General features: G+C 64.2%; 30 protein-coding genes. 17 read left to right on the top strand and 13 right to left on the bottom strand.

Annotated features, from left to right (window positions below; all coding sequences use genetic code 11):
• Positions 1–53: 53 nt before the first annotated feature.
• Positions 54–518 (top strand): MarR family winged helix-turn-helix transcriptional regulator, encoded by a 465-nt coding sequence (locus GWG67_RS24150; RefSeq protein WP_275171854.1) that lies wholly within the window; start codon positions 54–56, stop codon positions 516–518.
• A 175-nt stretch (positions 519–693) separates the two neighbouring features.
• Positions 694–1,122 carry a hypothetical protein gene (locus tag GWG67_RS24145; protein ID WP_275171853.1) on the top strand — a complete coding sequence of 143 codons (429 nt, stop codon included), beginning with the start codon at positions 694–696 and terminating at the stop codon, positions 1,120–1,122.
• Between the two features lie 7 nt (positions 1,123–1,129).
• Here GWG67_RS24145 and GWG67_RS24140 read toward each other — a convergent pair whose 3' ends face one another.
• Positions 1,130–1,747 carry a L,D-transpeptidase gene (locus GWG67_RS24140; protein ID WP_275171852.1) on the bottom strand — a complete coding sequence of 206 codons (618 nt, stop codon included), beginning with the start codon at positions 1,745–1,747 and terminating at the stop codon, positions 1,130–1,132.
• Between the two features lie 355 nt (positions 1,748–2,102).
• Between GWG67_RS24140 and GWG67_RS24135 the strand changes: the two genes are divergently transcribed.
• The 4 genes from GWG67_RS24135 (at position 2,103) to GWG67_RS24120 (ending at position 4,567) form a co-directional block, all read left to right on the top strand.
• Positions 2,103–3,125 carry a hypothetical protein gene (locus GWG67_RS24135; RefSeq protein ID WP_275172011.1) on the top strand — a complete coding sequence of 341 codons (1,023 nt, stop codon included), beginning with the start codon at positions 2,103–2,105 and terminating at the stop codon, positions 3,123–3,125.
• A 371-nt stretch (positions 3,126–3,496) separates the two neighbouring features.
• Positions 3,497–3,727, top strand: coding sequence for a hypothetical protein (locus GWG67_RS24130; protein ID WP_007591727.1), 231 nt, complete (start codon positions 3,497–3,499; stop codon positions 3,725–3,727).
• Between the two features lie 91 nt (positions 3,728–3,818).
• Entirely contained in the window at positions 3,819–4,208 is a 390-nt protein-coding gene (locus tag GWG67_RS24125) for a hypothetical protein (protein WP_275171851.1), read from the top strand.
• 110 nt (positions 4,209–4,318) lie between these two features.
• Positions 4,319–4,567, top strand: coding sequence for a hypothetical protein (locus GWG67_RS24120; RefSeq protein WP_275171850.1), 249 nt, complete (start codon positions 4,319–4,321; stop codon positions 4,565–4,567).
• 13 nt (positions 4,568–4,580) lie between these two features.
• Here GWG67_RS24120 and GWG67_RS24115 read toward each other — a convergent pair whose 3' ends face one another.
• From GWG67_RS24115 to GWG67_RS24095, 5 genes are all read right to left on the bottom strand, one after another.
• Positions 4,581–4,766 (bottom strand): hypothetical protein, encoded by a 186-nt coding sequence (locus GWG67_RS24115; protein WP_219683905.1) that lies wholly within the window; start codon positions 4,764–4,766, stop codon positions 4,581–4,583.
• Between the two features lie 177 nt (positions 4,767–4,943).
• Entirely contained in the window at positions 4,944–5,225 is a 282-nt protein-coding gene (minE, locus tag GWG67_RS24110) for a cell division topological specificity factor MinE (protein ID WP_275171849.1), read from the bottom strand.
• The gene (minD, locus tag GWG67_RS24105) at positions 5,222–6,037 is read right to left on the bottom strand and encodes a septum site-determining protein MinD (RefSeq protein ID WP_275171848.1); all 816 of its coding nucleotides are present in this window, start codon (positions 6,035–6,037) and stop codon (positions 5,222–5,224) included. Before minD ends, minE begins: the two co-directional genes overlap by 4 nt.
• Positions 6,038–6,056: 19 nt before the next feature.
• Entirely contained in the window at positions 6,057–6,755 is a 699-nt protein-coding gene (minC, locus tag GWG67_RS24100) for a septum site-determining protein MinC (protein ID WP_275171847.1), read from the bottom strand.
• 283 nt (positions 6,756–7,038) lie between these two features.
• Complete coding sequence (locus GWG67_RS24095) at positions 7,039–8,055, bottom strand: ABC transporter substrate-binding protein (protein WP_275171846.1); 1,017 nt, start codon at positions 8,053–8,055, stop codon at positions 7,039–7,041.
• Between the two features lie 101 nt (positions 8,056–8,156).
• Here GWG67_RS24095 and GWG67_RS24090 point away from each other — a divergent pair, with 101 nt between their 5' ends.
• The 6 genes from GWG67_RS24090 (at position 8,157) to GWG67_RS24065 (ending at position 13,367) form a co-directional block, all read left to right on the top strand.
• Entirely contained in the window at positions 8,157–8,804 is a 648-nt protein-coding gene (locus tag GWG67_RS24090) for a TetR/AcrR family transcriptional regulator (protein WP_007591743.1), read from the top strand.
• Positions 8,805–8,887: 83 nt separating this feature from the next.
• Entirely contained in the window at positions 8,888–9,658 is a 771-nt protein-coding gene (locus GWG67_RS24085; RefSeq protein WP_275171845.1) for an ABC transporter permease, read from the top strand.
• A gap of 31 nt (positions 9,659–9,689) precedes the next feature.
• Positions 9,690–10,727 carry an NAD(P)-dependent oxidoreductase gene (locus GWG67_RS24080; protein ID WP_275171844.1) on the top strand — a complete coding sequence of 346 codons (1,038 nt, stop codon included), beginning with the start codon at positions 9,690–9,692 and terminating at the stop codon, positions 10,725–10,727.
• A complete protein-coding gene (locus GWG67_RS24075) occupies positions 10,714–11,535 on the top strand; it encodes a GNAT family N-acetyltransferase (RefSeq protein ID WP_275171843.1) in 822 nt (273 codons plus the stop codon). Before GWG67_RS24080 ends, GWG67_RS24075 begins: the two co-directional genes overlap by 14 nt.
• A 6-nt stretch (positions 11,536–11,541) precedes the next feature.
• Positions 11,542–12,597 carry a dihydrodipicolinate synthase family protein gene (locus tag GWG67_RS24070; RefSeq protein ID WP_275171842.1) on the top strand — a complete coding sequence of 352 codons (1,056 nt, stop codon included), beginning with the start codon at positions 11,542–11,544 and terminating at the stop codon, positions 12,595–12,597.
• Positions 12,585–13,367 (top strand): ABC transporter ATP-binding protein, encoded by a 783-nt coding sequence (locus GWG67_RS24065; protein WP_275171841.1) that lies wholly within the window; start codon positions 12,585–12,587, stop codon positions 13,365–13,367. Before GWG67_RS24070 ends, GWG67_RS24065 begins: the two co-directional genes overlap by 13 nt.
• A 123-nt stretch (positions 13,368–13,490) precedes the next feature.
• Here the strand turns inward: GWG67_RS24065 and GWG67_RS24060 are convergent, their stop codons facing one another.
• From GWG67_RS24060 to GWG67_RS24050, 3 genes are all read right to left on the bottom strand, one after another.
• Complete coding sequence (locus tag GWG67_RS24060) at positions 13,491–14,582, bottom strand: TRAP transporter substrate-binding protein (protein ID WP_275171840.1); 1,092 nt, start codon at positions 14,580–14,582, stop codon at positions 13,491–13,493.
• A 157-nt stretch (positions 14,583–14,739) separates the two neighbouring features.
• Entirely contained in the window at positions 14,740–14,997 is a 258-nt protein-coding gene (locus tag GWG67_RS24055) for a hypothetical protein (RefSeq protein WP_275171839.1), read from the bottom strand.
• Between the two features lie 79 nt (positions 14,998–15,076).
• Positions 15,077–16,027, bottom strand: a complete 951-nt coding sequence (locus GWG67_RS24050; protein ID WP_275171838.1) for a DUF2778 domain-containing protein — start codon at positions 16,025–16,027, stop codon at positions 15,077–15,079.
• 244 nt (positions 16,028–16,271) lie between these two features.
• Here GWG67_RS24050 and GWG67_RS24045 point away from each other — a divergent pair, with 244 nt between their 5' ends.
• Entirely contained in the window at positions 16,272–16,712 is a 441-nt protein-coding gene (locus tag GWG67_RS24045; protein ID WP_275171837.1) for a DUF1810 domain-containing protein, read from the top strand.
• Positions 16,713–16,799: 87 nt separating this feature from the next.
• Positions 16,800–18,881, top strand: a complete 2,082-nt coding sequence (locus GWG67_RS24040; protein WP_275171836.1) for a methyl-accepting chemotaxis protein — start codon at positions 16,800–16,802, stop codon at positions 18,879–18,881.
• A 128-nt stretch (positions 18,882–19,009) separates the two neighbouring features.
• Here GWG67_RS24040 and GWG67_RS24035 read toward each other — a convergent pair whose 3' ends face one another.
• Together GWG67_RS24035 and GWG67_RS24030 are read right to left on the bottom strand one after the other, a co-directional pair.
• Positions 19,010–19,600, bottom strand: a complete 591-nt coding sequence (locus GWG67_RS24035) for an NADPH-dependent FMN reductase (protein ID WP_085353019.1) — start codon at positions 19,598–19,600, stop codon at positions 19,010–19,012.
• Positions 19,601–19,649: 49 nt separating this feature from the next.
• Complete coding sequence (locus tag GWG67_RS24030; RefSeq protein ID WP_275171835.1) at positions 19,650–20,597, bottom strand: AraC family transcriptional regulator; 948 nt, start codon at positions 20,595–20,597, stop codon at positions 19,650–19,652.
• Between the two features lie 300 nt (positions 20,598–20,897).
• Here GWG67_RS24030 and GWG67_RS24025 point away from each other — a divergent pair, with 300 nt between their 5' ends.
• From GWG67_RS24025 to GWG67_RS24015, 3 genes are read left to right on the top strand one after another with little or no spacing between them, the layout of a single operon-like run.
• A complete protein-coding gene (locus tag GWG67_RS24025; RefSeq protein WP_275171834.1) occupies positions 20,898–22,004 on the top strand; it encodes a DUF2336 domain-containing protein in 1,107 nt (368 codons plus the stop codon).
• Positions 22,001–22,324, top strand: coding sequence for a PilZ domain-containing protein (locus GWG67_RS24020; RefSeq protein WP_275171833.1), 324 nt, complete (start codon positions 22,001–22,003; stop codon positions 22,322–22,324). Before GWG67_RS24025 ends, GWG67_RS24020 begins: the two co-directional genes overlap by 4 nt.
• Positions 22,325–22,372: 48 nt before the next feature.
• Entirely contained in the window at positions 22,373–23,494 is a 1,122-nt protein-coding gene (locus GWG67_RS24015) for an HD-GYP domain-containing protein (RefSeq protein ID WP_275171832.1), read from the top strand.
• 27 nt (positions 23,495–23,521) lie between these two features.
• On the opposite strand, the gene GWG67_RS24010 is transcribed toward GWG67_RS24015, so the two are convergent.
• Both GWG67_RS24010 and GWG67_RS24005 read right to left on the bottom strand, forming a co-directional pair.
• Complete coding sequence (locus tag GWG67_RS24010) at positions 23,522–23,725, bottom strand: hypothetical protein (RefSeq protein ID WP_275171831.1); 204 nt, start codon at positions 23,723–23,725, stop codon at positions 23,522–23,524.
• Positions 23,726–23,857: 132 nt separating this feature from the next.
• Positions 23,858–24,535: a nitroreductase gene (locus GWG67_RS24005; protein ID WP_275171830.1), complete on the bottom strand. Its 678-nt coding sequence runs from the start codon at positions 24,533–24,535 to the stop codon at positions 23,858–23,860.
• Between the last annotated feature and the right edge of the window lie 50 nt (positions 24,536–24,585).

Raw genomic sequence — 24,585 nt, 5'->3', positions numbered from 1 at the left:
TATCAGTATAGTTGTCAACGACACCGGCCGACCTGCCCCAATGGAGAAATTCGGTGAAAGACAACAACGACATGCCCGGACATCTGGCGCGCCGATTCCAGCAGATCGCAGTCGCGGTGTTTCTGGCCGAGGTTGGAGACGCCGGCTTCGACCTCACGCCGGTGCAATACGCCGCGCTCGCGACCATCAAGGCCAATCCGGGGCTCGACCAGGTGACGCTCGCAGGATTGATCGCCTACGACCGCACCACCATCACCGGCGTGATCGACCGCCTCGTGCAGAAGGGGCTCGCGGAGCGCCGCGCCTCGCGCCGTGACCGTCGTGCCCGCGAGCTCGAGATCACCGACGAAGGCCGCCGCACGCTGCGCAAGATCACACCGGCCGTCGAATCCGCGCAACGCATCATGCTGCGCGGCCTCAGCGCCAAGGAAGGTTCGGATCTGATGCGGCTGTTGCACAAGGCCATCGCCGCCGGCAACGAGCTCAGCCGCGCCCCGCTGCGCCAAGCGCAGGCTTAGAGCGTTTTCGGGAGGGGATATCGGTTCGCGTCAAGAAAACGCCAAGACAAAAAGCCCCGTAATTCTACCCCCAATCGTCGCAGTATCGCGAAACCAGGAACTAACCTTCGGCTGTTACGGTCGGCCGCATTCGGCGTCTTAACGCGCGATTAACTTTGCCGGTCTGGAGTTTCGGATGTTCAGGTTCCTCATTGCGGCGGCGGCCGTCGCGCTCTCGATCGCGCCGGCGCTCGCGAATGGCCATGGTGGCGGCGATGCCCCTCCTCCGCCGAAGCCCGCGACCTCACCGGCGAAGGTGATCCTGACCAAGCAGGGTCCGACGCTCGTCGACCTCAACGGCATGACGCTCTACTATTACGAGCGCGATACCACCGGCAAGACGTCGAACTGCAACGGCAAATGCGTCGAGAGCTGGATTCCGCTATCGGCAACGGCCGATGCCAAGGCGATCGGCGATTTCACCGTGATCAGCCGCAACGACGGCAGCAAGATGTGGGCATATCGCTATCGTCCGCTCTACACCTCGCCGGCCGACAAGGCGCCGGGCGAGGCCAACGGCAATGCCACGACGCTGCAATGGCGCATTGCCCGTCCCGAGAACTAGGGCGACCTCACCCGCGCCAACTCGGCCGCGCTTCGACCTGCGCGTTCTGTCCGGGGGGCAGCACCACGACCATCGAATTGAGCTTCACCCGGTCATAGAGATCGATCACGTCCTCGTTGCGCATCCGGATGCATCCGGACGAGATCGCCTGCCCGATATATTCCGGCTGGTTGGTGCCGTGGATGCGGTAGAGCGTGTCCTTATTGCCGGCATAGAGATAGATGCCCCGCGCCCCCAGCGGATTGGCGGGACCGCCGGGCACGCGCGCCGGATAGGGTCCGAGCCGCGCCTGGATGTCCGCCGTCGGAACCCAGTCCGGCCATTCCGCCAGACGACCGACCCGCGCCACTCCGGAGAACGCCATGGCTTCCTCGCCGACCGCGACGCCGTAGCGGATCGCCTTGCCGTCGGGCAGCACGAAATAGAGATAGCGCGCATCGGTATCGACCAGGATCGTGCCCGGCTGCTCCTTGCGCGGATAATCGACGATGTGACGAAGATATTGCTCGGGCACGCTCGCTTGCGCGTAAGGCGTATGCGCGAGCAGCTGCCGGTCGCGCGGCGTCATGCTCGCGTCCGTCGATGGCGAAAGCGTCGTCTGCATGCAGCCGCCCAGCGGAAGCATGGCAAGGACGAATAGAACGAATAAGGATCTTGGCACCGCCGGCCCCGATAGCGATAGCAGCACCCCCAGCAACACCAGATGCTGCCAAAATCGTGCTGAAAACAAGGCATTGCGGAACACGTGCCTGTGTTTGATGAAGCGGGTTCCATCACCACAAACGGCGCAAGAGCGTCGCACAGTCTCCATCCCCTCGCCTTGCTTTGGTCAAACCCGGCTGGACTCGTGCGTCATGTGCTTGGGCCTCGGGGAATTGGATGGGCTCGCCTCACGGATCTGCTCGCGCGAATGCGGACGGCCAACACTTCAACTACTCAACACCTGGACTGCAAAAAACCCAGGCTTCAAAGGAGCTGCGATGCTCGCGACACTGAACTCTCGGCAAATCGTCGATGAGATCGTGAAGGACACGGTCACGAACAACGACCCGCACGACGCCGTGCAGATTTCGCCTGACATTGTGCTGGCCTCGCGCCCTCTCAGCGTCGCGCCCGCGCTCGCGCCTGAGATCACGACTCGTCCGGAAGTCAAAATAGATCCGGCGTTCACACTGAAGTCCAGAATGGATCCGGAGCCGAAGTTCAGTCCCGTCCGCGAGCCGCAGGCGGCAGCGCCCTCGGTCGACACCGCCGTGCGCGTCGCACCCGGTGATGGTCTCAGCCGGCAGAAGCGCTCCTCCGCTGGTAAATGGCTGCGCGGTGCGTTCGTCACGATGCTGTTTGCGGGCGGAAGCGCGGCCGCCACTGTTGCCTGGGAGAAACATGGCGACACCGCAAAACAGATGCTCGCCGAATGGACACCGGCAGTGGCGTCGCTGCTGCCTTCGACGTCGCAGACGGCACCGGTTGCCGCCGCGCAGGCTGCGCCGCCTGCGGACCAGGCCGCGACGGATCAAGCGGCAACAGATCAAGCAGTCGATCAATCTCCGGCTCCGCCTGCAACCCAGGTTGCAGCAGCGGTGCCCACGGCAACACAATCCGATCCTGTACAATCGGTGCAGTCGATGACGCGCGATCTCGCCGCGATGGCGCAACAGATCGAGCAGCTCAAGGCCAACATCGCTGAGTTGAAGGCCGGGCAGGAGCAGATGGCACGCGAGATGACGAAGCCGCCCGCGGCGAAGCCGGTGGCCGATGCGAAGCCGCGCATCGATCCGCGCGCGCAAATGTCCGCGCTGCCGCCGCGGCCCGCGACGCCGCCGGTTCGCAAACCCAAGCCGGTCGTCTCGCACACCTACATGCCGGCTTATTCGCCCGCGCCGCTCGCACCGCCGCCGCCGTCGCAGGCTGCCGCAGTGCCTCCGCCAGCTGCCATGACGACGACGCAAGCCGTTGCCGACGACGACGGACCTGTCGTGCGCCCGCCAATGCCGCTGCGCTGAACGATCTCACGCGAGGACATGAAGCGTCGCGCCAGGGACGCTGTCCGAGTCGATGTGATGCGTTGAGTCCGGGTGACTACGGGAAGCAATGCTTCCATTGTTTTCCATCAAGAGAAAAGGCCGTCGGGAGCTATGCCGGCGGCCTTCTCTTGCAGCTGCCGGTTCCCGGAGCCCGGTTCTGCTGCAATTCCATGGCTCATGATCACGCCGACATATTTAATAAAATCTTAACACGGTTGAATGTTGCACATCATTTCTGCGCCATAAGCACAGAGATTGCGCGCGCCGTTCATTCGATAAACATCGACTCAGTGGTACCATCAGTCATGTGTTGAAAGCCGAAGCTCAATTCGTCACACCGGGGAATTCGGATGCCTTACTATTCCTTCGATCTCGTGGTTGGTGAAGAGTTCAAGAACCAGGGCGGTATCATCCTCGAAGACATCGAGGTCGCCTCCGATCGTGCCGTTCAACTGGCCACCGAGCTGTCGCAGGTGAAGCCCGAGTTGCAAAGCAAGGGTTGCGCTGTGCGCGTCACCGACCGCGATCACAAAGAGGTCTACCGCACGCCGCTCGATCCCGTGCCGGCCTGGCGGCGCTAGCTCGCCGGCCGCTTCGCTCCCGCACGCCATCCCCATTGCGGAGCGTCGCGCCAGCCGCTAGCCTTCCCGAAAATTCGGGGAGGTACCAAGGATGCGGACTGGTTTTCTGATGACGGCCCTGTTGCTGCTGGCGGCGCCGGCCCAAGCGGCCGACCATCCACGTTCGACCTATGTCACGTTGGTCTTGCAGGCCTTCGCCGCCAAGGTCGAATGTCCCGGCACGGATGTCGTCTACCAGGATCTGGTGCAGAAGGCGGAGCAGATGCAGCTGCCCGAGGGCACCACCGAGAAGGTCCGCAAGGCGATCGCCTGGATGCACACCGGCGGCAAGATGGGCGAGAAGCAGGACGACGATCTGATGGCCGAAGTCGCGGTGGCCACCCAGGCGACCGACCTCAACCAACGCCGCCTCGGCATGCCCAGCTGGTGCGAGGCCCAGAAGACCAACCTCGCCGGCCTGATCCGCAGCAAGGGCGGCTAGGGTTCTCACGTGGCGTTAAGCACGCCGCGCCGGAACTTTTGCTTCGGCCAATAATCGTCACATTCCTCGCCAGCATGCGGCTCTCTTCGAAACTCGAACAGGGGAGCCCCATGCGGATCAACCATGTCCTTCTCGCCGTCGCGTTTGCCGTCGCGGCGGTGCTGACTGCGCCCGTGCTGGCGAAGAATTCCGATGCCCAAAAGGGCGAGGACAAACCGACCTCGTCGTCATCGTGCAGCGCCTATCAGCAGGCGCCGGACGGCTCGTGGGAGCCGCTCCCCTGCAAGGAGACGGGCGAGCGCTCCCAGCCGACACAGAATCGCACGTCGCCGCAGGGCGCCGACCGCGGGGAGCGTTGAGCGCGCGGGAGTGTCAGCTCTGGTGCGGGCCGCGTATGATCTTCATCGCGTCGGCGATGTGACGCCACTCTTTGGCCTCATCGCCCTCGCCGCGGCCCTCGCAGGCCCTGGCCTGTTCAGCGGCCTTCGCGATCGCCGCAAAACCATGCTGTTCCAGCATCTGGCGCGCGACGGTGTGGACCTGGACCTCGGTCATCATGGGCGTTCTCCCGTTTGACGAAACCGCGGTGCATCGCGCCGCCGCGGGTTGTTCACAACGATTGAGCCCCTGACCTCGTTCCGCAGCGTTCCGATCGGCGCGCAAAAGGCGGCCCGCTATGCCCAGCGGACCGCCTTCTCACCCACCCCAAATTTTGAAGCGTCGCGGCCGAGGTCCCTACCCGACTGCCGCGCGCCTGCGCTCGAAATCGTTGGGCACCTCGATATCGACCTCGAGGGTCGAGACCTCGTCGCCGCGATCGAGCCGGACGATGACCTTGGTCGGGTCCAGCGTGACGTGCCTTGAGACGACCGCGAGAATTTCCTCACGCAGCACACCGAGCAGATCGGGCTGGCCGCGCAGTCCGCGTTCATGGGCAAGCAGGATCTGCAACCGTTCGCGCGCGACGGGTGCAGAGGCCTTGTTGCCGCGAAGAAGCCGAAGCAGACCCATGCTCATGCGGCCCTCCGTCGCAGCAGGCGGTCCATGAAGCCCTTGCGCTCGGTCGGCACCTGCATCGGCACAGTGTCGCCGCACAGCCGTCGCGCCGCGTCGATATAGGCCCGCGCCGGTGCGCCTTCCGCGTTCGACAGCGTTACAGGCGTGCCGACGTTGGATGCGCGCAGCACGTCCTGGCTCTCCGGGATAATGCCGAGCAAGGGCGTTGCGAGGATCTCGAGGATGTCCTCGATGGTCAGCATCTCGCCGCGCGCAGCGCGCGAGGGATCATAGCGGGTGATGAGAATATGCTTCTCGACCCGCTCGCCCTTCTCGGCCCGCACCGTCTTGGAATCGAGCATGCCGATGATGCGATCGGAATCGCGCACCGAGGAGACTTCGGGATTGGTGACGATCACGGCTTCGTCGGCAAAGCGCATCGCCATGGAGGCGCCGCGCTCGATGCCGGCCGGGCTGTCGCAGATCACCCAGTCGAAACGACTGCGCAGATCCTCGATGACCTTGCCCACGCCCTCTTCGGTCAGCGCGTCCTTGTCGCGGGTTTGCGAGGCCGGCAGCAGCCAGAGGTTCTCCAGCCGCTTGTCCTTGATCAGCGCCTGCGGCAGCTTTGCGACCCCCTGCACCACGTTGATGAGGTCGAACACGACGCGGCGTTCGGCGCCCATCACGAGGTCGAGGTTGCGCAGGCCGACGTCGAAATCGACGACGACAACCTTTTCGCCGCGTTGCGCGAGCGCAGCTCCCAGCGCGGCGGTCGTCGTCGTCTTGCCGACGCCCCCCTTGCCTGATGTCACGACCAGTACCTTGGCCATCTCTGAAATCTCCTTCTGGTCAGTTCAGCGCAGTAATTCGCATGGTGTTGCCCTGGAGCCAGGCCTGAGCCGGCTTGCCGCGCAGGGCCGCGTCGATATCGTCGGCGGTCTGGTAAAAGCCATCGATTGCAAGCAGTTCGGCCTCGATCTTCTGACAATAGATACGTGCGCTCGTGTGACCGTTCACGCCCGCCATGGCACGGCCGCGCAGCGCGCCGTAGATGTGAATGGAACCGCCGGCGACGACTTCGGCGCCGGAGCCGACCGAGCCGAGAATGGTGACGTCGCCTTCGGGGAAGATTACGGTCTGGCCGGAGCGCACCGGGCTTTCGAGCAGCAGGGAGGTCGGCTTGGTCTCGACCTTCGCCTCAGGCTTCTTCGGAGCGCTCGGTTCGATGACGCAGCTCCGCCCGCCCGACAGCAGCGGCGGCATCATGGGGGTCAGCCGGCTCTCCTCCACGCCCTCGATCCCGAGCACGCGGATGTTGCGGTCCTGAAGGCTGGTGAGGAGATGGCCGATGCCGGATTGGCTGAGATCGACCGAGGACAGGTCGATCACCACGGGGCGGCCGGCGAAGAAGCCCGGCGAGCGCGCGATGGTGGTATCGATCTCCTGCAGCCAGTCCTGGATGGGAACCGTCGGCACGAATACGAAGGCCACATAGGAGCGCCCGCGCAGGCGCACCATTTGGCGTTGAGGTTTTACTGCAGCCTCCATAGCGGCCGACTCGTTCCCTGTTATTGAATGGTTAACGATGCCGCCGATATGGTTAATGGCCGGTTAATTTCTCCGTGGGGTTAGGTGGGGCGGGCGTCGGGCCGTGGCCCTCGGCGACGGGCAGCCGCCCCAGATCTCCGGTGTCGTCCTGGCGAAAGCCAGGACCCATACCGCGGAATCCATCGATGCGGACGGTGGGAGTACCGAACCACAAGTCTTCGCCAAACCACGCCCTGGGGTAATGGGTCCTGGCTTTCGCCGGGACGACGATAAGGAAGCCGCCCTACTTCTTCACCTTGCTCGCGTCCATCTTGATGGCGGGATCGAGCATCTTCGTCGTGAACGCCGTCGTGACATCGAACGGCTTTTCCATGCCGAGATAGGTCTGGACCAGCTCGTAATCCTTCTTCATCCGCTCGCCGTCGATCCAGCCGAGCGACTTCGTCGTCGTGAATTCGTCGGTCATCAGGAATTTGATGCGCTCCCACTGGCGCTCCTGGTTCTCCTTGTCGAGACCGGAGACCTGATCGAGCAAGGCCTTCAGGCAGGGCGCGGCGTCGGCGACGCAGGTCGCGAAGGCCTTTTGCGTGACCCGCACGAACTCCTCAACCAGCTTCGGGTTCTTCTGCAGATAGCCGCCGTTGACGATCAGCGAATTGCCGTAAGGATTGAGCCCGATGTCCTTCCAGTTGACGTAGCCGAGATCGCTTCCGAACTCGATCACCTTCAAATCGTGCTCGTTGTAGAAGTCGCTGATGATGTCGACGGTATGGCTCTTCAGCGCGGCGATCTTCGCGGTCGGCCCGACATTGACGAAGCCGACGGAGTCGGGTGCAAGCCCTGCGGCCTTGGCGAAGGCCGGCCACATCACGCGCGAGGCGTCCCCGGGCGGATTACCGATCTTGTGGCCGGCAAAATCCTTCACCCCGTTTACGCCGTAGCTCTTCAGCCAGTAAAAGGTCTGGCCGGTGTTGGCGTAGACGCTCATCACGGCCACAGCATCAGCCCCCTTGCTCTTCGCCACCAGCATGGTGGCGAGATCGGCGACGCCGAAGGGCGAACCGCCGGAGCCGACCTTGGCGGCGGAGACGCCGGAGCCCTTGCCGACCTCAATGGTCAGATCGATGCCCGCCTTCTCGTACCAGCCTTGTGCCTTGGCGTAATAATAGGGCGAGTGATCGGCCGTCGGCGCCCAGTTCAGGATCAGATTGACCGCCTCACCCGCGTTCGCCGGCATCGCCGGTGAACCGAGCATCAGGGCTACAGCCAGGGCCGAGCCCGCCGCCTGCAAACGCTTCATCGCATCTCTCCTCGTTGCCCGCGACCCGGCTTGTCGCTCTCCCCCTGTGAGGATACCAATGCAACAAGGCCGCCCTCAACTTGTCAACTGTTTGGTTGGAAATGCCCGCAAAACGTTCAGGCGACACCGTGCCGCAGCGGCGCGACCCGGTCGCCACCCGCAAGAAGCTGCTCACCGCGGCGCGCGAGGAGTTCGCCCGGCACGGCTTTGCCGGCGCCCGTGTCGACGAGATCGCGGAGCGCGCCGGCGTCAACAAGCAGCTCGTCTACCACTACTTCGGCGACAAGGACGCGCTCTATCTTGCCGTCCTCGAATGGGTTTACGCCGATATTCGCGAACAGGAGCGCCAGCTCAATCTCGAAGGCCTGCCCCCGGAAAAGGCGATCCGGAAACTGATCGAGGCCTCGTTCGATTACCTCGCAACAAACCCCGATTTCATCGTGCTTCTGAACGACGAGAACCGCGGCGGTGCCCGCCACGTCCGCGGCTCGACGCGGCTGGAGGCGATGCATTCGCCGTTGGTGAAGAGCGTGTCCCACATCCTTCACGAGGGCGTCCGCGCCGGCATGTTCCGCAAGGGGATCGACCCGATCCAGCTCTATATCTCCATCGCGGGCCTCAGCTATTTCTATCTCTCAAACACGCCGACGCTGTCGGCGATCTTCGGCAAGGACCTGTCAAGCCGGGCCGCGCGCCGCGCCCGCCGCCGGCACGTCGCCGATCTCGTGCTACATTCGCTCCGGCCGTAATCAACCAACTGGTTGAAACTTCCCTCAAGGCCGGTTAGGCTTGCGACCAGCGGCAAGGTGGCCGCTGCAACAGGGAGCAACCGGTGACAGGAGACGGCGCCCGCAATACGCGCAGCTTTGCGATCGTCCTGATCGTGCACCTCGCCGTGCTCGTGCTCTGGCAGGTCCTGGTCGACGCCTTCCACGTGCCGAAGTTCATCCTGCCCTCGCCGCTCGCGACGATCCAGACGCTGGGAACCGCGAGCTACGCCTGGGGCGCCAATACGCTGGTGACCGCGATCGAGATCCTCGGCGGCTTTGCGCTCGGCGCATTCGTCGGCGTCACGTTTGCCGTCATCTTCAGCTGGGCGCCGTTGCTCAGCCTCGTGCTGCTGCCGCTGTTCGTGACGCTGAACATGATTCCGAAGGTCGCGCTCGGCCCGCTCCTCATCGTCTGGTTCTCCTACGGCATCGTGCCGAACATCCTGATCGCCTTCAGCATCTGCTTCTTTCCGATCCTGCTCACCACCGCGCGCGGCTTGCGCGAGGTCGAGCCGGATCTGCTCGATCTCGTCAAATCGCTGCGCGGCTCGCGCTGGACGCTGTTCCGCAAGATCCAGCTGCCGGGATCGCTGCCATACATATTCTCCGGCATGAAGGTCGGCGCCATCCTCGCTGTCGCCGGCGCCATCGTCGGCGAGTTCATCGCCTCCGAGCGCGGGCTCGGCTACCTCATGATCCAGGTGCAGTCGTCGCTCGACACGCCCGCGATGGTGATGGCCGTCGTGCTGCTGACGCTGCTCGGCGTCGCGCTTTACGGCTTCGTGCTCGTCCTCGAACGCATGTTCGTGGTCGGTGACGCAACACCGACTTGAAACGGCAGAGCCAAGACCAAGGACCAAAACCATGCTCCTCACCCGCCAGACACTGCCGAAGACCATCCCTGATATCGCCGCGCTCGACGATCTCCTGTGCCGGCCGACGCAGGCTTTGATCGACGACCTCGCCAGGGTCGAAGGCGACATCATGATCCTAGGCGTCGCCGGCAAGATGGGGCCGACGCTGGCGGGGCTGGCCAAAGCCGCAGCGCCCGATCGCCGCGTCATTGGCGTCGCCCGCTTCAGCGACGCCGGCGTCAAGGACTGGCTGCACGCGCGTAGCGTCGAGACCATCAATTGCGACCTGATGGACGAGACCGCGATTCAGGCACTGCCGAAGGCGCCCAACATCATCTTCATGGCCGGCCGCAAATTCGGCGCGGAGGGCGATCTGTCGCTGACCTGGGCGATGAATGCGCACGTGCCGGCGCTGGTCGCGCAGGCCTTCCCGTCGTCGCGGATCGTGGCGTTCTCGACCGGCTGCATCTATCCCTTCGTTCCCGTCGACGGCAAAGGCTCGAGCGAGGACATGGCGCCGAACCCGCCCGGCGAGTACGCCCAATCCTGCGTCGGCCGCGAGCGCATGTTCGAGTATTTTTCGCGCAAGCTCGGAACGCCCGGGCGGCTGTTCCGCCTCAACTACGCGATCGACATGCGCTATGGCGTCCTCCACGACATCGCATTGAAAGTGCTCACGGGCACTCCGATCGATGTTAGCATCGGCCACGTCAATTTCATCTGGCAGGGCGATGCCTCGTCCCAGGCGCTGCGCTGTCTCGCGCATTGCACGGCGCCGACCTCGCCGATCAATGTCAGCGGCCACGAGATTTTGGCGGTGCGCGACCTCGCAGCACGATTCGGCGCCAGGTTCGGCCGCGCGCCGGTCCTGACAGGAAACGAACAGCCGACGGCATGGCTGACCGACACGTCCAAGGCAGTCGAGCTGTTCGGCCTGCCGGTCGTCGACACCGAGCAGCTGATCGCCTGGACCGCGGATTGGATCTCCCGCGCCATGCCGAGCCACGGCAAGCCCACCAAATACGAGGTGCGCGATGGACGCTACTGACGCTCCGCGCGTCATCCGGCTTGGCGTCGAGGATGCTGCGGCAGGCCTCGCGCTCTCGACAGAGGCGCACTGGAACCAGAATGAAGACGACTGGCGCTTTTTCCTAAGCGACGGCATCGTGTTCGGCATCCGTGATGGCACGCAACTGGTCGCGACCGCGGCGCTCTTGCCCTACCCCGGCAACAACGCCTGGATCAGCATGGTGCTGGTGACGGCAAGCCACCGCCGGCGCGGTCTCGCCACGCGGCTCGTCGACGCCTGCCTGGCGACGGCAGGCAAACGCAACCTGACGAGCTGGCTCGACGCGACGCCGGATGGTGCCGCCGTCTATGGGCCGCTCGGGTTCACGCCGACCCTGCAGTTGCGCCGCCTCAGGCTGGTGAAATCCGCTTCAACGTCGGAGCAGGCACCTTCATCCGCGCCGCTCGACGCGCTCCGCGCGCGTGACCGGCGCGCTACGGGCCTCGATCGAACCGCCCTGCTCTCTGCCTTTGCGCAGCGGCCCGGCTCACGCATCGTCTCCGCGAGCGGCGCCATCGCGCTGGTTCGCGACGGACGCACGGCGCGCCATATCGGCCCGCTGTTTGCCGACGACGCCGCAGCCGCGCTGACCTTGGTCGATGCCATCGCGCGATCGGAAACCGGCCCGCTGCTGCTCGACGCCGTCGCGTCGCAACCTGGGTTCCCTGAAGGATTGACCGCATCGGGCTGGAGCATCGAACGTCCGTTCCAGCGCATGCGGTTCGGCCCCGCCACTGCCACAGGTGAAGAAATGCCATTCGCCGTCGCCGGCCCCGAATTCGGATAGGACATCATGCACCACAGCCAGATCAACAGCGAGATCCGCAAGCTGATCGCCGACGGCACCGTGCTGCCGGCGCATCCCCTCGCGCTCACCGCCGAACGCCAGCTCGACACAAAGCATCAGCGCGCGCTGACGCGCTATTACATCGACGCCGGCTCCGGCGGCCTTGCGGTCGGCGTGCACACCACGCAGTTTGCGATCCGCGATGTCGGCCTCTACCGTCCCGTGCTCGAACTCGCCGCCGAGACTGCGGCGAACTGGACCAAGCGTCCGCTGGCGCTGGTCGCGGGCCTCGCCGGTCCGACCAGGCAGGCCACCATCGAAGCCCGCACCGCGCGCGACATCGGCTACCACGCAGGGCTCCTCAGTCTCGCTGCGATGAAGGGCGCGTCGGAGGACGAGATCATCGCGCATTGCGCAGCGGTCGCTGCCGAAATTCCGCTGGTCGGCTTCTATCTTCAGCCGGCCGTCGGCGGCCTGGTCCTGTCGAGCCGGTTCTGGCAGCGTTTTGCCTCGATCGACAATGTCATCGCGATCAAGATCGCGCCCTTCAACCGCTACAGGACCCTTGATGTTCTGCGCGGCGTCGCGGCGGCCGGCGCGCTCGACCGCGTTGCGCTCTATACCGGCAATGACGACCACATCCTGCTCGATCTGATGCTGCCGTTCGACCTCCGTGACAACGGAATCACCACGCGCACTTATTTCAAGGGCGGACTGCTCGGCCACTGGTCGGTTTGGACCGCGAGCGCCATAAAACAGTTCGAGCGCTGCAGAGCGGCACGGCACAAGGACAGCGTCCCGGCCGATTTGCTCGCGCTCGATGCCCGCGTCACCGACTGCAACAGCGCATTCTTCGACGTCGCCAACAATTTTCACGGCTGCATCGCCGGCTGCCATGAGGTGCTGCGACGACAGAGCCTGATGCAGGGCCTGTGGTGCCTCGATCCGAACGAGGGCCTTAGCCACGGCCAGAAGGATGAGATCGACCGCGTCACTCGCGAGCATTCCGACCTCAGCGACGACGCGTTCGTGGCCGCAAACTTGAACAAATGGCTGGCATGAGCTCAAACCCCTTCATCAGCCTGCAAGGCGTCCGCAAGGTGTATCGCAGCGGCGGAGCCGAATTCCTGGCGGTGTCCGACGTCACCATGGACGTGCAGGAGGGTGAGCTTGTCTCGCTGGTCGGCCCATCCGGCTGCGGCAAGACCACGGTGATGAAGATTTTGGCCGGCCTGCACGACGCCGACGGCGGCACGGTGAAGATCGGCAATGCCAAAAGCCCGTTCGATCCGACCCGCGACATCGGCATGGTATTCCAGCAGGCGCTGCTGCTGAAATGGCGGACGATCCTGGACAACGTGCTGCTGCCGGCGGAGATCGTCGGCCTTCCCATCAAGGCCGCGCGCGAGCGGGCGCGCGATCTGCTCAATCTGGTGGGACTTGCCGGCTACGAGCAGAAATATCCGCGAGAGTTGTCCGGCGGCATGCAGCAGCGCACCGCCATCGCGCGCGCCTTCATTCACGACCCGAAACTGATCCTGATGGACGAGCCGTTCGGCGCGCTCGACGCCTTGACCCGCGAGCAGATGAACTTGGAGATGCTGCGGATCTGGCGCGAGAGCGGCAAGACCATCATCTTCATCACCCACTCGATCCAGGAGGCCGTGTTCCTGTCATCGCACTGCGCTGTGCTGACAGCAGGCCCGGCGAAGATGGCCGATTATTTCCCGATCGACCTGCCCTTCCCGCGTGACCTTCCGCTCAAGACGACGGACGCATTCGGCGCCTATGCACGGCGGATTTACGAGAAGCTCGGGCTGGGCGCGGCTTAATTCACCGCACGATAGATGCTGTAGGGTGGGCAAAGCGAAGCCTGCCCACCATGGCGAGTCAAGCAAGCAGTGGTGGGCACGGCGCAAGTGCGCCTTTGCCCACCCTACGGGAGTTTTGCGCACTCAAGCCTTGTTGCGCATCTTGCCGAGCAGATAATTGTCGTAAAAATTCTCCGCGATCTGCGTGTAGAACAGCAGCTCCTTCATATAGGCGTCGTGGCTTTCCTTGGTGCGCTTGAACAGGTCGCTCTTGGTGGCGAGCTCGTTCAGATGGTCCTGGGTCGCGGCATAACAGGCCTCCAGCACCGGCTGCGGAAACGCCTTCAGGTCCGCGCCATTGGCGATCAGCCGCTTCAGCGCCGCCGGATTCACGCTGTCGTATTTCTCGAGCATCCAGGCGCCCGCGGCCGACGCGGCCTGGTTGACGATCGACTGGTACTGCTTGGGCAACGACGCCCACTTCTCGTCGTTGACGATCATGTGCAGCATGGCGCCGCCCTCCCACCAGCCCGGGAAGTAGTAGTATTTGGCGACCTTCTGGAAGCCGAGCTTTTCGTCGTCATAGGGGCCGACGAATTCGACCGCGTCGATCGTGCCCTTCTCCAGCGCCGGATAGATATCGCCGCCCGCGATCTGTTGCGGCACCACGCCGAGCCGCGCCAGCACATGGCCGCCCATGCCGGCGATGCGGAATTTCAGGCCCTTGAGATCGTCGACGGTCTTGATCTCCTTGCGGAACCAGCCGCCCATCTGGGTGCCGGAATTGCCGCAGAGGATCGCATGCGCCTTGAACGGCTTCAGCGCCTCGTTGGTAAGGTCGGCGCCGCCGCCGAAATGCCACCAGGACTCCTGATGGCGATGGTTCATGCCGAATGGCGCGCCGGTCGCATAGGCCAGCGCCGGCTCCTTGCCGATGTAGAAATAGAGCGGGGTCTGCGCCATGTCGACAGAGGCTGTGCTGACCGCATCGAGCGCCTGCAGGCCGGGGACGAGCTCGCCGGCCGCAAAGGTCTGGATCTGGAATTTGTTGTCGGTGGCCTCGGCAACATATTTCGCAAAAGTCTGCGCGGTGCCGTAGATGGTGTCGAGCGACTTCGGGAAGCTCGACGTCAGGCGCCATTTGATCTCGGGCGCGCTCTGCGCAATCGCGGGTGCGGCAACCAGCGTCGTCGCGCCGGCGAGCGCGCCTCCCTTGAGAAATGTACGGCGTTTCATGATGGGTCTCTCCCTGAACTATGTTTCAACGTATCGGCTTGAGCGCGATCTTCGCAGACCATTGCCTGTCCCTATAGCGGAGTCCAAGCCGTGAGCGGTAGCCCGGATGGAGCGCAGCGCAATCCGGGAATCTCCCCAAATATTTGCCGTGTCGCTCTCAGAGCAGCTTGGCGCTGACAAACAGCGCGCGCACGGCGTTGGTCGCCTGCACGACGAGCATGGCGTTCTCGGCGGCGCCTTCGAGCGCTGCGACCGCGTCTTCATGCAGCGAGCGGAATTCCATCCACTCGACCGATTTGAAGTTGGTGAGGAATTGATAGGCCTGGCCGACGGTCGCAATCGCCAGCGTGTCGCCGTTCAGCTTGATCTTGAACGTCGTGCGCAGCGGGGTCTCGGAATTTTGCGGATCACTCATGGGCTGCTTCTGGACGATGACGGCTTAACGAAGGGAAAACGGCAGCCCCGCCGTAGCAGGCAAATATCAGGCGCAGATATCAGGACTCAGTGCTCGCGCGCTGCGAGGCAGTCGCCGACGGGGTCAGCCGGGGCACCACGACCAGACGGTTGAACTCACCGTTGTCGTAGGCCTTCATGAATCGATCATAGTCCTTGATCGAAACGCAACCGTTGGAGTCGCCACGGGGCCCGAGCATGTAATTATGGGTGAGCAAGCCGACGCGGCCGAGCGCGCTGGTGCCCTCGGTGGGCGTCAAGCGCAGTGCGCGGACGCCGTGAAACAGTTTCTCGCGCGGCTTCAGGTCGTAGGTCGCGGGCGGGGTGGCGCCAACCATGCGCTGGTCGACGTGCTCCGGGTCGTCCATCAGCGCGCCCATGCCCGAATGCGCTTCCAGCGCGAGGCCGCTCGGCAGGTAAAGCGCCTTGGCCGAGATGTCGTAGACCGCGGTGCGCGAATCGTAACCGAGCGCGGCGAGATCGGGCGCCTTGCCGAACAGGCCGCTGTCGGGCGTCAGCGAGGCCAGCCTGATCTTGTCGGTGAATTTTTCGAAGAAGTTGCGGTTGTCGACCCGGGGGTTGGTCTCGGCATAGGCCTGGCTCGAGGCGATCTGGGCAGAGATGTCGGCTTGGGGCGGGCGCGAGCGCGGCATCGGGATCGCGTCAGCACGCTGCGAAAGTCTCGCCTCTTCGGAAATGTGCCGGTCGTCGTCGGTCAGGGTCGAGCGCCAGTCGTCGCCCTGGAGCTTCTGGGCGAGCATCGCCTTGGCGTCGCGCAGCTTGAGCTGGACTGCACTCACTGCCGAGCGCTCCAGCGTCCGCAGGCCGAGCTCGCGGGCGGGCGGGCTGCCCGATGCCGAAGCGAAACGATCATCGAATGAAGGGGCATTGGCCGGCGGCAGTGCGGCGGTGACAAGCGAGGCCGAGCCGCCGATGTCCGCGACCCAGGCGGCGGCGCCCAGCGCCAGCGCGACGGCGGCCAGAGACAGCAATATCGTCTCGGCTCGCCCAATACGGCGGCGCGACAATAGCCTCTCGGCTTGTGCCCGGTCGGAAACCATCAGCTCCCCAAAATCGACCCCCGGGGGGACCCACCCCCACCCGGAGATTCTATACCAGCTACCACATTGGGAGCCAAAAGTTAGGCATAATCGGGGCCGGCAGGGGTCTGGCAAGGGTCTGGCAAGGCTCCGGCAAGGCTCCGGCAAGCCATTCCAGGGTATCCCAAGGTATCTTATGACCGATCCGTTCGATCTGGAACGCTTTGTCCGGGCCCAGGACCCGGTCTATCGCGACATCCAGGGGGAGCTGACCCGGGGCCGAAAGCAGAGCCACTGGATGTGGTTCGTCTTCCCCCAAATCGCCGGCCTCGGCTTCAGCGCCAGGTCGCAGCGCTACGCCATCGCCTCCCGCGCCGAGGCCAGCGCCTACCTCGCCCACCCCATCCTCGGTCCGCGCCTGATCGAATGCACGAGGCTGGTGCTCGCTGTCGAGGGCCGGACCATCAACGCCATCCTCGGCGCGCCCGATGACGCCAAATTCCATTCGTCGATGACGCTGTTCGACACCGTGTCCAATGAGCCCGTTTTCGACGAGGCGCTCGCCCGCTATTTTTCGGGCGGGCGCGATCAGGCAACGCTCGATATCCTCGCGGCCCTTGACCGACAGCCCAAGTGACCGCGGCCACCAGCGTAAACCCGGGATTAACATCGCCTGCCTATTGTCCGTGCAAATAATTTCCCGCGCCAGTTGCCGGACAGAATCATGAAAATCGGTACGCTCCTGACCACCGCCATCGTTTCGCTCTCGACCGTGGGCGGCGGCCTCGCCGTCTACGTCGCCGTGACGAAATACCAGACGATGGAGCGGATCACCGAAGCCCAGGGGCGGCTGGCGATCGTTCGCGCCGTCAGCGACATCCCGCGCTACCTCAATCCCGAGCGCGGCTTTTCCACCAACATCCTCTATGGCCCTCCCGCCGTCGACCCGGCGCTGCTTGCCGAGCAGGGCAAGCTGCGCAAGCAGACCGATGCCGCCCGCGACACGATGAACGCGCTGCGCAAGGAACTGCCCGGCCCGTTCGACGACGGCAACACGACCGGCGGCAACATCGACGCCATCAACTCGAAGTTCACCGCACTGCGCGAGGCCATCGACAAGGCGATGTCGGGCCCGCCTGAGGCGCGCAAGGACGCTGCCAAAAAGATCGTTGCCGACAACGCCGTTCTTAACGGCGGCGTGACCGCGCTGCTCAACGAGCAGGTCCGCCGCATGGCGATCCTCAACGGCGATGCCTATCGGCAGGCCAGCTACGCCAACATCGCGATGACATTGCGCGACGTGGGCGGCTTCAACTCCAGCCTGCATAAGAATCTCGTCGGGGGCAAGAAGCCAGCGACCGACACCGAGAAGGCCGAGATCAGCCGCTCGCAGGGCCGCAACGATCAGATCGTGATGTCGCTGCTGGAGTTGCGTGGCAATCCCGCAACGCCGGCTAACGTCGCCGCGGCGCTGGAAAAATTCAACGCGATCTACATCGAAGAGTTCGGCCGCGAGCTCAAGCTGGTGAAGGAGGGTGCGGTCAGCGGCAAGTACGAACACGACATGGACACCTATTACACCGCCACGCAGCGCGGCCTCAGCACCATCATCGAGGTCCGCGACGCCTTCTACGACAACGCCGAGCAGATTCTCGCCGGTGCTTCCACTGCGGCCCACACCAGCTTCGCCATCGCACTCGCGGGCCTCCTCGCCGTGCTGATCGCCAGCGCCGGCCTCATCGTCACGGTCCGCCGCCGGGTCTGCGCTCCGATCGTCAACCTGACGACGCGGATGTCGCGGCTTGCCGACGGCGAGGTCGCGGAAGAGATTCCCGGCGCCGAGCGTTCCGACGAAATCGGCGCAATGGCCGCGGCTGTCCGGGTCTTCAAGGACAACATGATCCGGGCCAACAGCCTTGCGGCGGAGAAGCAGGCCGAGAACGACGGCAAGATGCGCCGCGCCCAGGCGCTCGACGGGATCACCCGCGCGTTCGAAGCCAAGGTCACCGAGCTCGTCGGCGGACTGTCGAAAGCCTCCTCCACCATGGAAAGCACGGCGCAGTCGATGACCTCGACGGCGGCCCAGACCAACAGCCAGGCCGCGGTCGTCGCCGCCGCCTCGCAGCAGACATCGAGCAACGTGCAGACCGTCGCGAGCGCCACCGAAGAGCTGACCTCTTCGATCTCGGAGATCGGCCGTCAAGTGGCCCAATCCACTGAGATCGCGGCCCGCGCCGTCGACAACGCCCGCCGCACCGGCGACACCGCCCGCGCGCTGGCCGAGGGCGCGCAGAAGATCGGCGACGTCGTGACGCTGATCCAGAGCATCGCCGAGCAGACCAATTTGCTGGCGCTGAACGCGACCATCGAGGCCGCCCGCGCCGGCGAGGCCGGCCGCGGCTTTGCGGTGGTTGCTGCCGAGGTTAAATCGCTGGCGGGCCAGACCGCCAAGGCCACCACCGAAATTTCCGAGCAGATTTCGGCGATCCAGGCCGCGAGCGACGAGACCGTGACCGCGATCCGCAACGTCGCCGACGTGATCGGCGAGATCGACCAGATCGGCACCGCGATTGCGGCCGCGATCGAGGAACAGGGCTCGGCGACCAAGGAGATCGCCCGCAGCGTCCAGGAGGCCGCGCGCGGCACCCAGGAGGTCAACACCAACATATCGGGCGTGCAGCGCGCCGCCGACGACACCGGTACGGCCGCGCGGGAGGTGCTGGGCGCAGCCGAGCAGCTCTCGACCCAGTCACGCGATCTCGCCGGACAGTTCGACCGCTTCCTCGGTGAGGTCAGGTCGGCGTAAGCGCGGCAAACGCGCAGCTTCGTAGCCCGGATGGAGCGAAAGCGTAATCCGGGAATCGTGCCGTAAACACCGGCGGCCCCGGATTGCGCTGCGCTCCATCCGGGCTACGGGACCGTCAATACGGGACGTCAATAAGGCGGCGCCTTGCGCGCCCGTTGCGCCTTGGCAGCTTCGATCCACCAGGCGAGATCGTCGGCGAAGCGCGGGAACGAGCGTTCCAGCGCCTTGCCGCCCTCGCCGATTGGCTCGCCCGCCTCCGACAGCGTCTGAGCGATCGGGCCGACGCCGATGGTGCTCGACACCACCACCATGCCCATCTCCGAGAGCGTGCCATGCCAGGCGGTCGAGGCACGCGCGCCGGACAGGCGGCCGGCCGAGTAGCTCACGATGGCGGCCGGACGCCAGAACCACTCCTCGAGGAAGTGGTCGGTAAGATTCTTCAGGCCCGGCTGAATGCCCCAATTGTATTCGCCAGTGACGAACACGAAACCGTCCGCGCCGCGGATCTCTCCGGCCAGCTTCTCCAGCGCCTCGGGTGCGGAGCCCTTGGGATATTCCTTGTACATACGATCGAGCATCGGCAGGCCGATCGCCTTGGCGTCGATGAACACGACGTCGTCGCCGCGGGCGCGCAAGCGATCGATGACGAAATTCGCAAGGCGGATGCCCATGCGGTCGGAACGGTAGGAACCGTAGAGGACGAGGATGCGATTGCTCATGACCGGTACTATAGCACGGATCATCAGACCGGCCTCAACGTTTTGACGGCTAGGTTCGCCGTCCGCATTCAAGCGTTTGCGACGGTGTCTCGCCGAACTGGTCCCGATAGCTTCTGGAGAAGTCGCCGAGATGCCAGAAGCCGAACGCCAGCGCAACGGCCTTGACGCTGTCGGCACCGGCGAGCAGCCGCTGGCGCACCAGCCACAGCCGCCGCAGGCGCAAGTAGCGGTGCAGGCTCATGCCGCGATAGCGGCGGACGACGTCGTGCATGGTGCGAACGGACAGACCGAGCTTGCGCGCGATCTCGTCGCTGTAGATGGGCTGCGAGAGGTCGTCGGAAAGCAGCGCGCGGATGTCCTGAAAGACCTTGAAGTTGCGCTCGTCATTGGGGCGCAGGGTCCATCGCGCAGGAACGATGCTTTCGAAAACTGCGTCCACAGTGCCGAGCAGGGTCTCCTTCATGGCGGCCGCCTTCAGCGGCACGTCGGGCGCATCGACCGGCTCCGAAGCGGCTGCCAGCACCTCCCGAACCACCCCGCGGAGCCGGTTCAAGCCCGCCGCGGTCGTTTCGAAGATGTTGAAGCAGAAGGCTGCTTGTGGCCAACCGCGATCCGTCACCTCCGGCCTGAACACCACCGAGGCGATTTGCCGCTGCACCTCCTCGATGGTGGTGTAAGCCGCGCCGCCGTTGCCGATGACGATGACGGGTCGTGTGCGCTGCGTGCCGTTGAATCGAACCGGGACGTCCAAATCGTCCATCGTGAATCCAATCGCCGTACAATTCTCGACGAGCTGTGCGTCGACGACCCGCGGAAATGCCCGCGTCAGATTCACGTCGCAGCCGGGCAGCGACAGAATGGTCTGCTCGGCCGAAATCCTCCGTACGAAAGGCGTGAACTCGAAGTTCAGGCCTCGTATGGCACTTCGAAATTCATCGACGTCGGTGAAACGAAATACCTTCGGCGCCAGCGTCGGCGCATCATCACTTCTGTTCATGGCAATGTGACTTCGCATCGCAACACACGCGCGTCCGGCGACGATGCTGGCCCAACTTCCCCGTTCCGGTGTCCCCTTAAGTCTGAAAGAATCACTTCGAACTATGCTGACCAGTTGGCGAGCGTCGAAGTCCAAGGACAAGGCGACGCATCAAATCTCGCCAATTTTCGATAGCGTTTCCCGTGTGGCCTGCGGTGCACATATACCTAGACGAGCAAAATCCAAATTTCAAATTAACGTTTGTCGAGCGGAATAGGCGCAGTTCGATAGTCCAAATTAATTTTGAGTCAGGCCCCTGCCATGATGGCAAATTCGCCTGCTGATATTCTTGCTGAATTGGAAGAGACGGTCGCAACGTGCCCGGCGGAGCGTTGCGCACGCATTCTCTCCGGCATGGTGCAGTTGCTCAATGGCAGCCGCGACCAGTGCCGGGAATTGCTCAGCAACGTGGTCGACGGTGTTCTGCTGCGATTGACGGAACGGGTCGAGGCCAGCGCACTGGTCCAGCTCAGCACGGCGCTCGCCGAGCTTGACATCGCGCCTCCCGAAACATTGTGGCGTCTCGCCTCGCACGATAATCCGGACGTGGCATGTCCTGTGTTGCTCAAGTCGCGTGCACTTTCCGCAGCCGATCTCGAGGCTGTCATTGACTCCCGTGGCGAGTGGCATCGACGCGCGATCGCCGACCGCAGCGACATCGCGCCGGCCGTGACCGAGGCGTTGATCAAGCACGGCGGCCCGATCTGCCTTGCCCTGATCAAGAACCCGGGAGCGAAATTCTCCGACGCAGCCTATGCAGCGCTGATTGCCAAGGCCGACCAGGACGGCGAGATCACGAAGGCGATGGTACTCCGGCCCGGCACGCCCGACCTGGTCGTGCGCAAGCTGCTCTCCGTCCCACCAATCCGGAAGGCACCGGCGACGCCCAACCCATCCGCCGCGGCGCCGGTGCCGGAAGCGGAGCCGGCTGCGCCAAAGCGGCCTTGCCGGGCCGACTACGCAAGCGCGAGGCCGGAGATCGTCGTCCTCAACCGAATCGGCAAGCTCAATGATTCCACGGTGAACCGTTTTGCGATCCGCGGCGAGACGGCCAACCTGTTCACGGCGCTGTCGGTGCTTTCAGGGGCGCCGCTTGAAATCATCGAGCATGTCGTGAGCGACGACGATTGCGAGGGGCTGGTCATGGCGTGCCGGGCTTCGCGGCTGAACTGGCAGACCACCCTTACCATCCTGAGCAACCGCAGCGGCAAAAGGCTCTCCTATGCCGAGCGCGAGCGCGCGCAACGGATCTTCGAGACGCTGCTTCTGTCCACCAGCCAATGGACAGTGCGATGGGGGGAAATAGCGGCAAGCGCCAACACGAGCGATCCGGCAAATCGCGGCGCGAAGATGGGGGTTGGCCGATGAAGTTCGACGGTCGCAAGGCGCAGCGCGTGAAAATGGATCACAAGCAGCCGGTCAATCTGATGGGCTCGGACGGCACGTGGCGGCGCAGTTGCGTTCTGCTCGACATATCGCAAAGCGGTGCGAAGATCGAAGTCGAGGGCACGCTCGACGTTCTGCGGGCCAAGGAATTCTTCCTGCTGCTGTCGTCGACGGGGCTCGCCTACCGGCGCTGCGAATTGGTCTGGATCGACGGCACCACGGCCGGCGTGCACTTCGTCACCGTAGACGGAAAGAGGAAACCGGCAGCCGCCGCCGCCGCCGCTGCCGCTCAGAGCAAATAGGCCCAAGGATTCATCGGTCACATCCACTCAGCATAATTCAGGTCAACCGTGCAGAGCGCGCGAATTATATCCCGCCCCGTCAAAGGCGACGGCGGCATCCGAGAGAAGGAAGCGGCACGCCCGTTCGTGCATGTGCTGGCTGATTCCTCAGACAAATTATCGAGCGTCTGTTCGATTCTCGAGCAGCAGTTTGCCGTCTCAGGCGAACGGCTCGACGCGGAAGCCAAGCTGTCCCAGGTGCCGTTCGCGATCGTCATCCGCGCGGAATTGCGTGACGTCCGCACCATTGCGGCCATCAAGAAACGAGCCGTAAAGCTCGCGAAGGCAACGAAGCGCATCTTCCTGGTCGAGCACTCCTCTCACATGAGTATTTCGCAGGCCTACGCGCTCGGGGCCACGCTCGTCCTTCCCGGAACGATCGACAAGATCAAGCTGCTGGCAGCGCTGGCGGAGCCCGCCGAAGTGGCGTCTGCTTTCTCAGGTCACGCGGCGCAGCCGGACAATGCAGTCGAGACCGCGGCGACCGCGATCGCATCGATGTTCACCTCGGTGACATCGGGCCAGCCGATCGACGTCAACGGCGCCAGAGAAGCCGGCCGCCAAATCGCCGATCGCATCAGCCAGCATGGCCTGTCGGAATGGCTCACGACGGTGCGGCGCCATCACGAGGGGACCTATCAGCATTGTCTCCTCGTCACCGGCGTCACCATCGACTTCGGCCTGAGCCTCGGCGTCGGCAGGCCCGATCTGGAGCGCCTGTATACGGCGGCCATGTTCCACGACATCGGCAAGGCCCGGATCCCTCTTGCCATCCTCGACAAGCCCGGCCGTCTCGATCCGGAGGAACGTGCCATGATCGAGACTCACCCGGCAGCGGGCTACGATTTCCTGAAAGACCACGACGATATCTCGCCGGAGATCCTCGATGCCGTGCGGCATCATCACGAATATCTCGACGGCAGCGGCTATCCGGATGCGCTCGGGGCCGAGAGCATTGGCGACATCGTGCGGATTCTCACGATCTCGGACATCTTCGCGGCCCTGATAGAGTATCGGCACTACAAGCCGACGCTGCCACGCGGCGAGGCCTATGACATCCTATGCGGGATGAGCGGAAAGTTGGAGAAGGCACTGCTGATCGCGTTCAGGCAGGTCGCGCTCAAGCGATAAGCGCGTCACACCCGCCTCGACTCCAGTCTAGTGCGCGGCGCGATGTCTGGTGCGGCGCGGAACGGACCGGCAGGCGAGCCCGTTGGCCAGCAGCTTCATGTCCTCTTGCCGGCCGCTGCGGATCAGCCGGCCGAACTCTTCGGGGGTGAAAGGAAGACTTGGATCATCATCGATCGGACGCCGCACTCGCGGGCCGAAGAACCGTCGAACCAGGCTAGCGAGCCGCCGCATGTCAATTCCCTCGCGCCAGCATCAAACCTTTCAGTCCGCACATTGTTCCTCCCGCACGATCGAGATTGCAAGAGGCCGCCAAGCGGTCCGCACCAAAAATTTCAGGCGAGAGAATAATCTCCTCTGCCTGCACTACTCCGCGAATCCGACGTAGCGCACGAAATCGTCGTTGCCCTCGCGATCGGAACGCACGGCGTTCGCGGCAAAGTTGTCGTCGGGATAGCCCATCGCGACGCAGGTCATGATCACCTCGTCCTCCGGAATGTTCGCGACCTCGCGCACGATGTCGGAACGCATGATGCCCTGCCCGTTGATCACCGAACCGAGACCACGGTCCCAGGCCGCGAGCACGATGCCGTAGCAGAGCGCGCCCAGATCGAAATGGCAGACCGCGCCGGGATCGAGCACGCGATCATAGGTCAAGACCAGCGAGACCGGCGCGTCGAACTGGCGGAAGCCGCGCATCACCCAGTCCTGCCGCATCGGCTTGTCGTCGCGCGCGATTCCCATCGCGCCGAACAGTTTCTTGGCGACGTCGACTTGCCGCGTGCGGTGCACGCCCTGGTATTCGCCATGGCTGACGATGTCGCGCTTGACCTTGGCGCCGCCGACCATTTCCTCCATGTTGCGTCGGCGCAGCTGTTCCAGCGGTCCGCCTGTGAGCACGTGGACATGCCAGGGCTGGGTGTTCATCGACGACGGCGCACGTTTGGCGCTGTCGATGATCGCCTCGACCACCGCGCGCGGCACCGGCTCGTTCTTGAAGCCACGCACGCTGCGGCGCGACTGGACCAGCGTTTCGAATTCCACCTCAAGACCTCCCTGCCCGTTCATTCCCGGCATTGCCACATGCGAGCGGT

It is taken from the genome of Bradyrhizobium sp. CSS354 (assembly GCF_029051725.1).
In the GTDB taxonomy this organism is placed as follows: Bacteria; Pseudomonadota; Alphaproteobacteria; order Rhizobiales; family Xanthobacteraceae; genus Bradyrhizobium.
The sequence above is the reverse complement of the archived record's forward strand: the minus strand, read 5'-3'. Positions and strand labels throughout refer to the sequence as shown.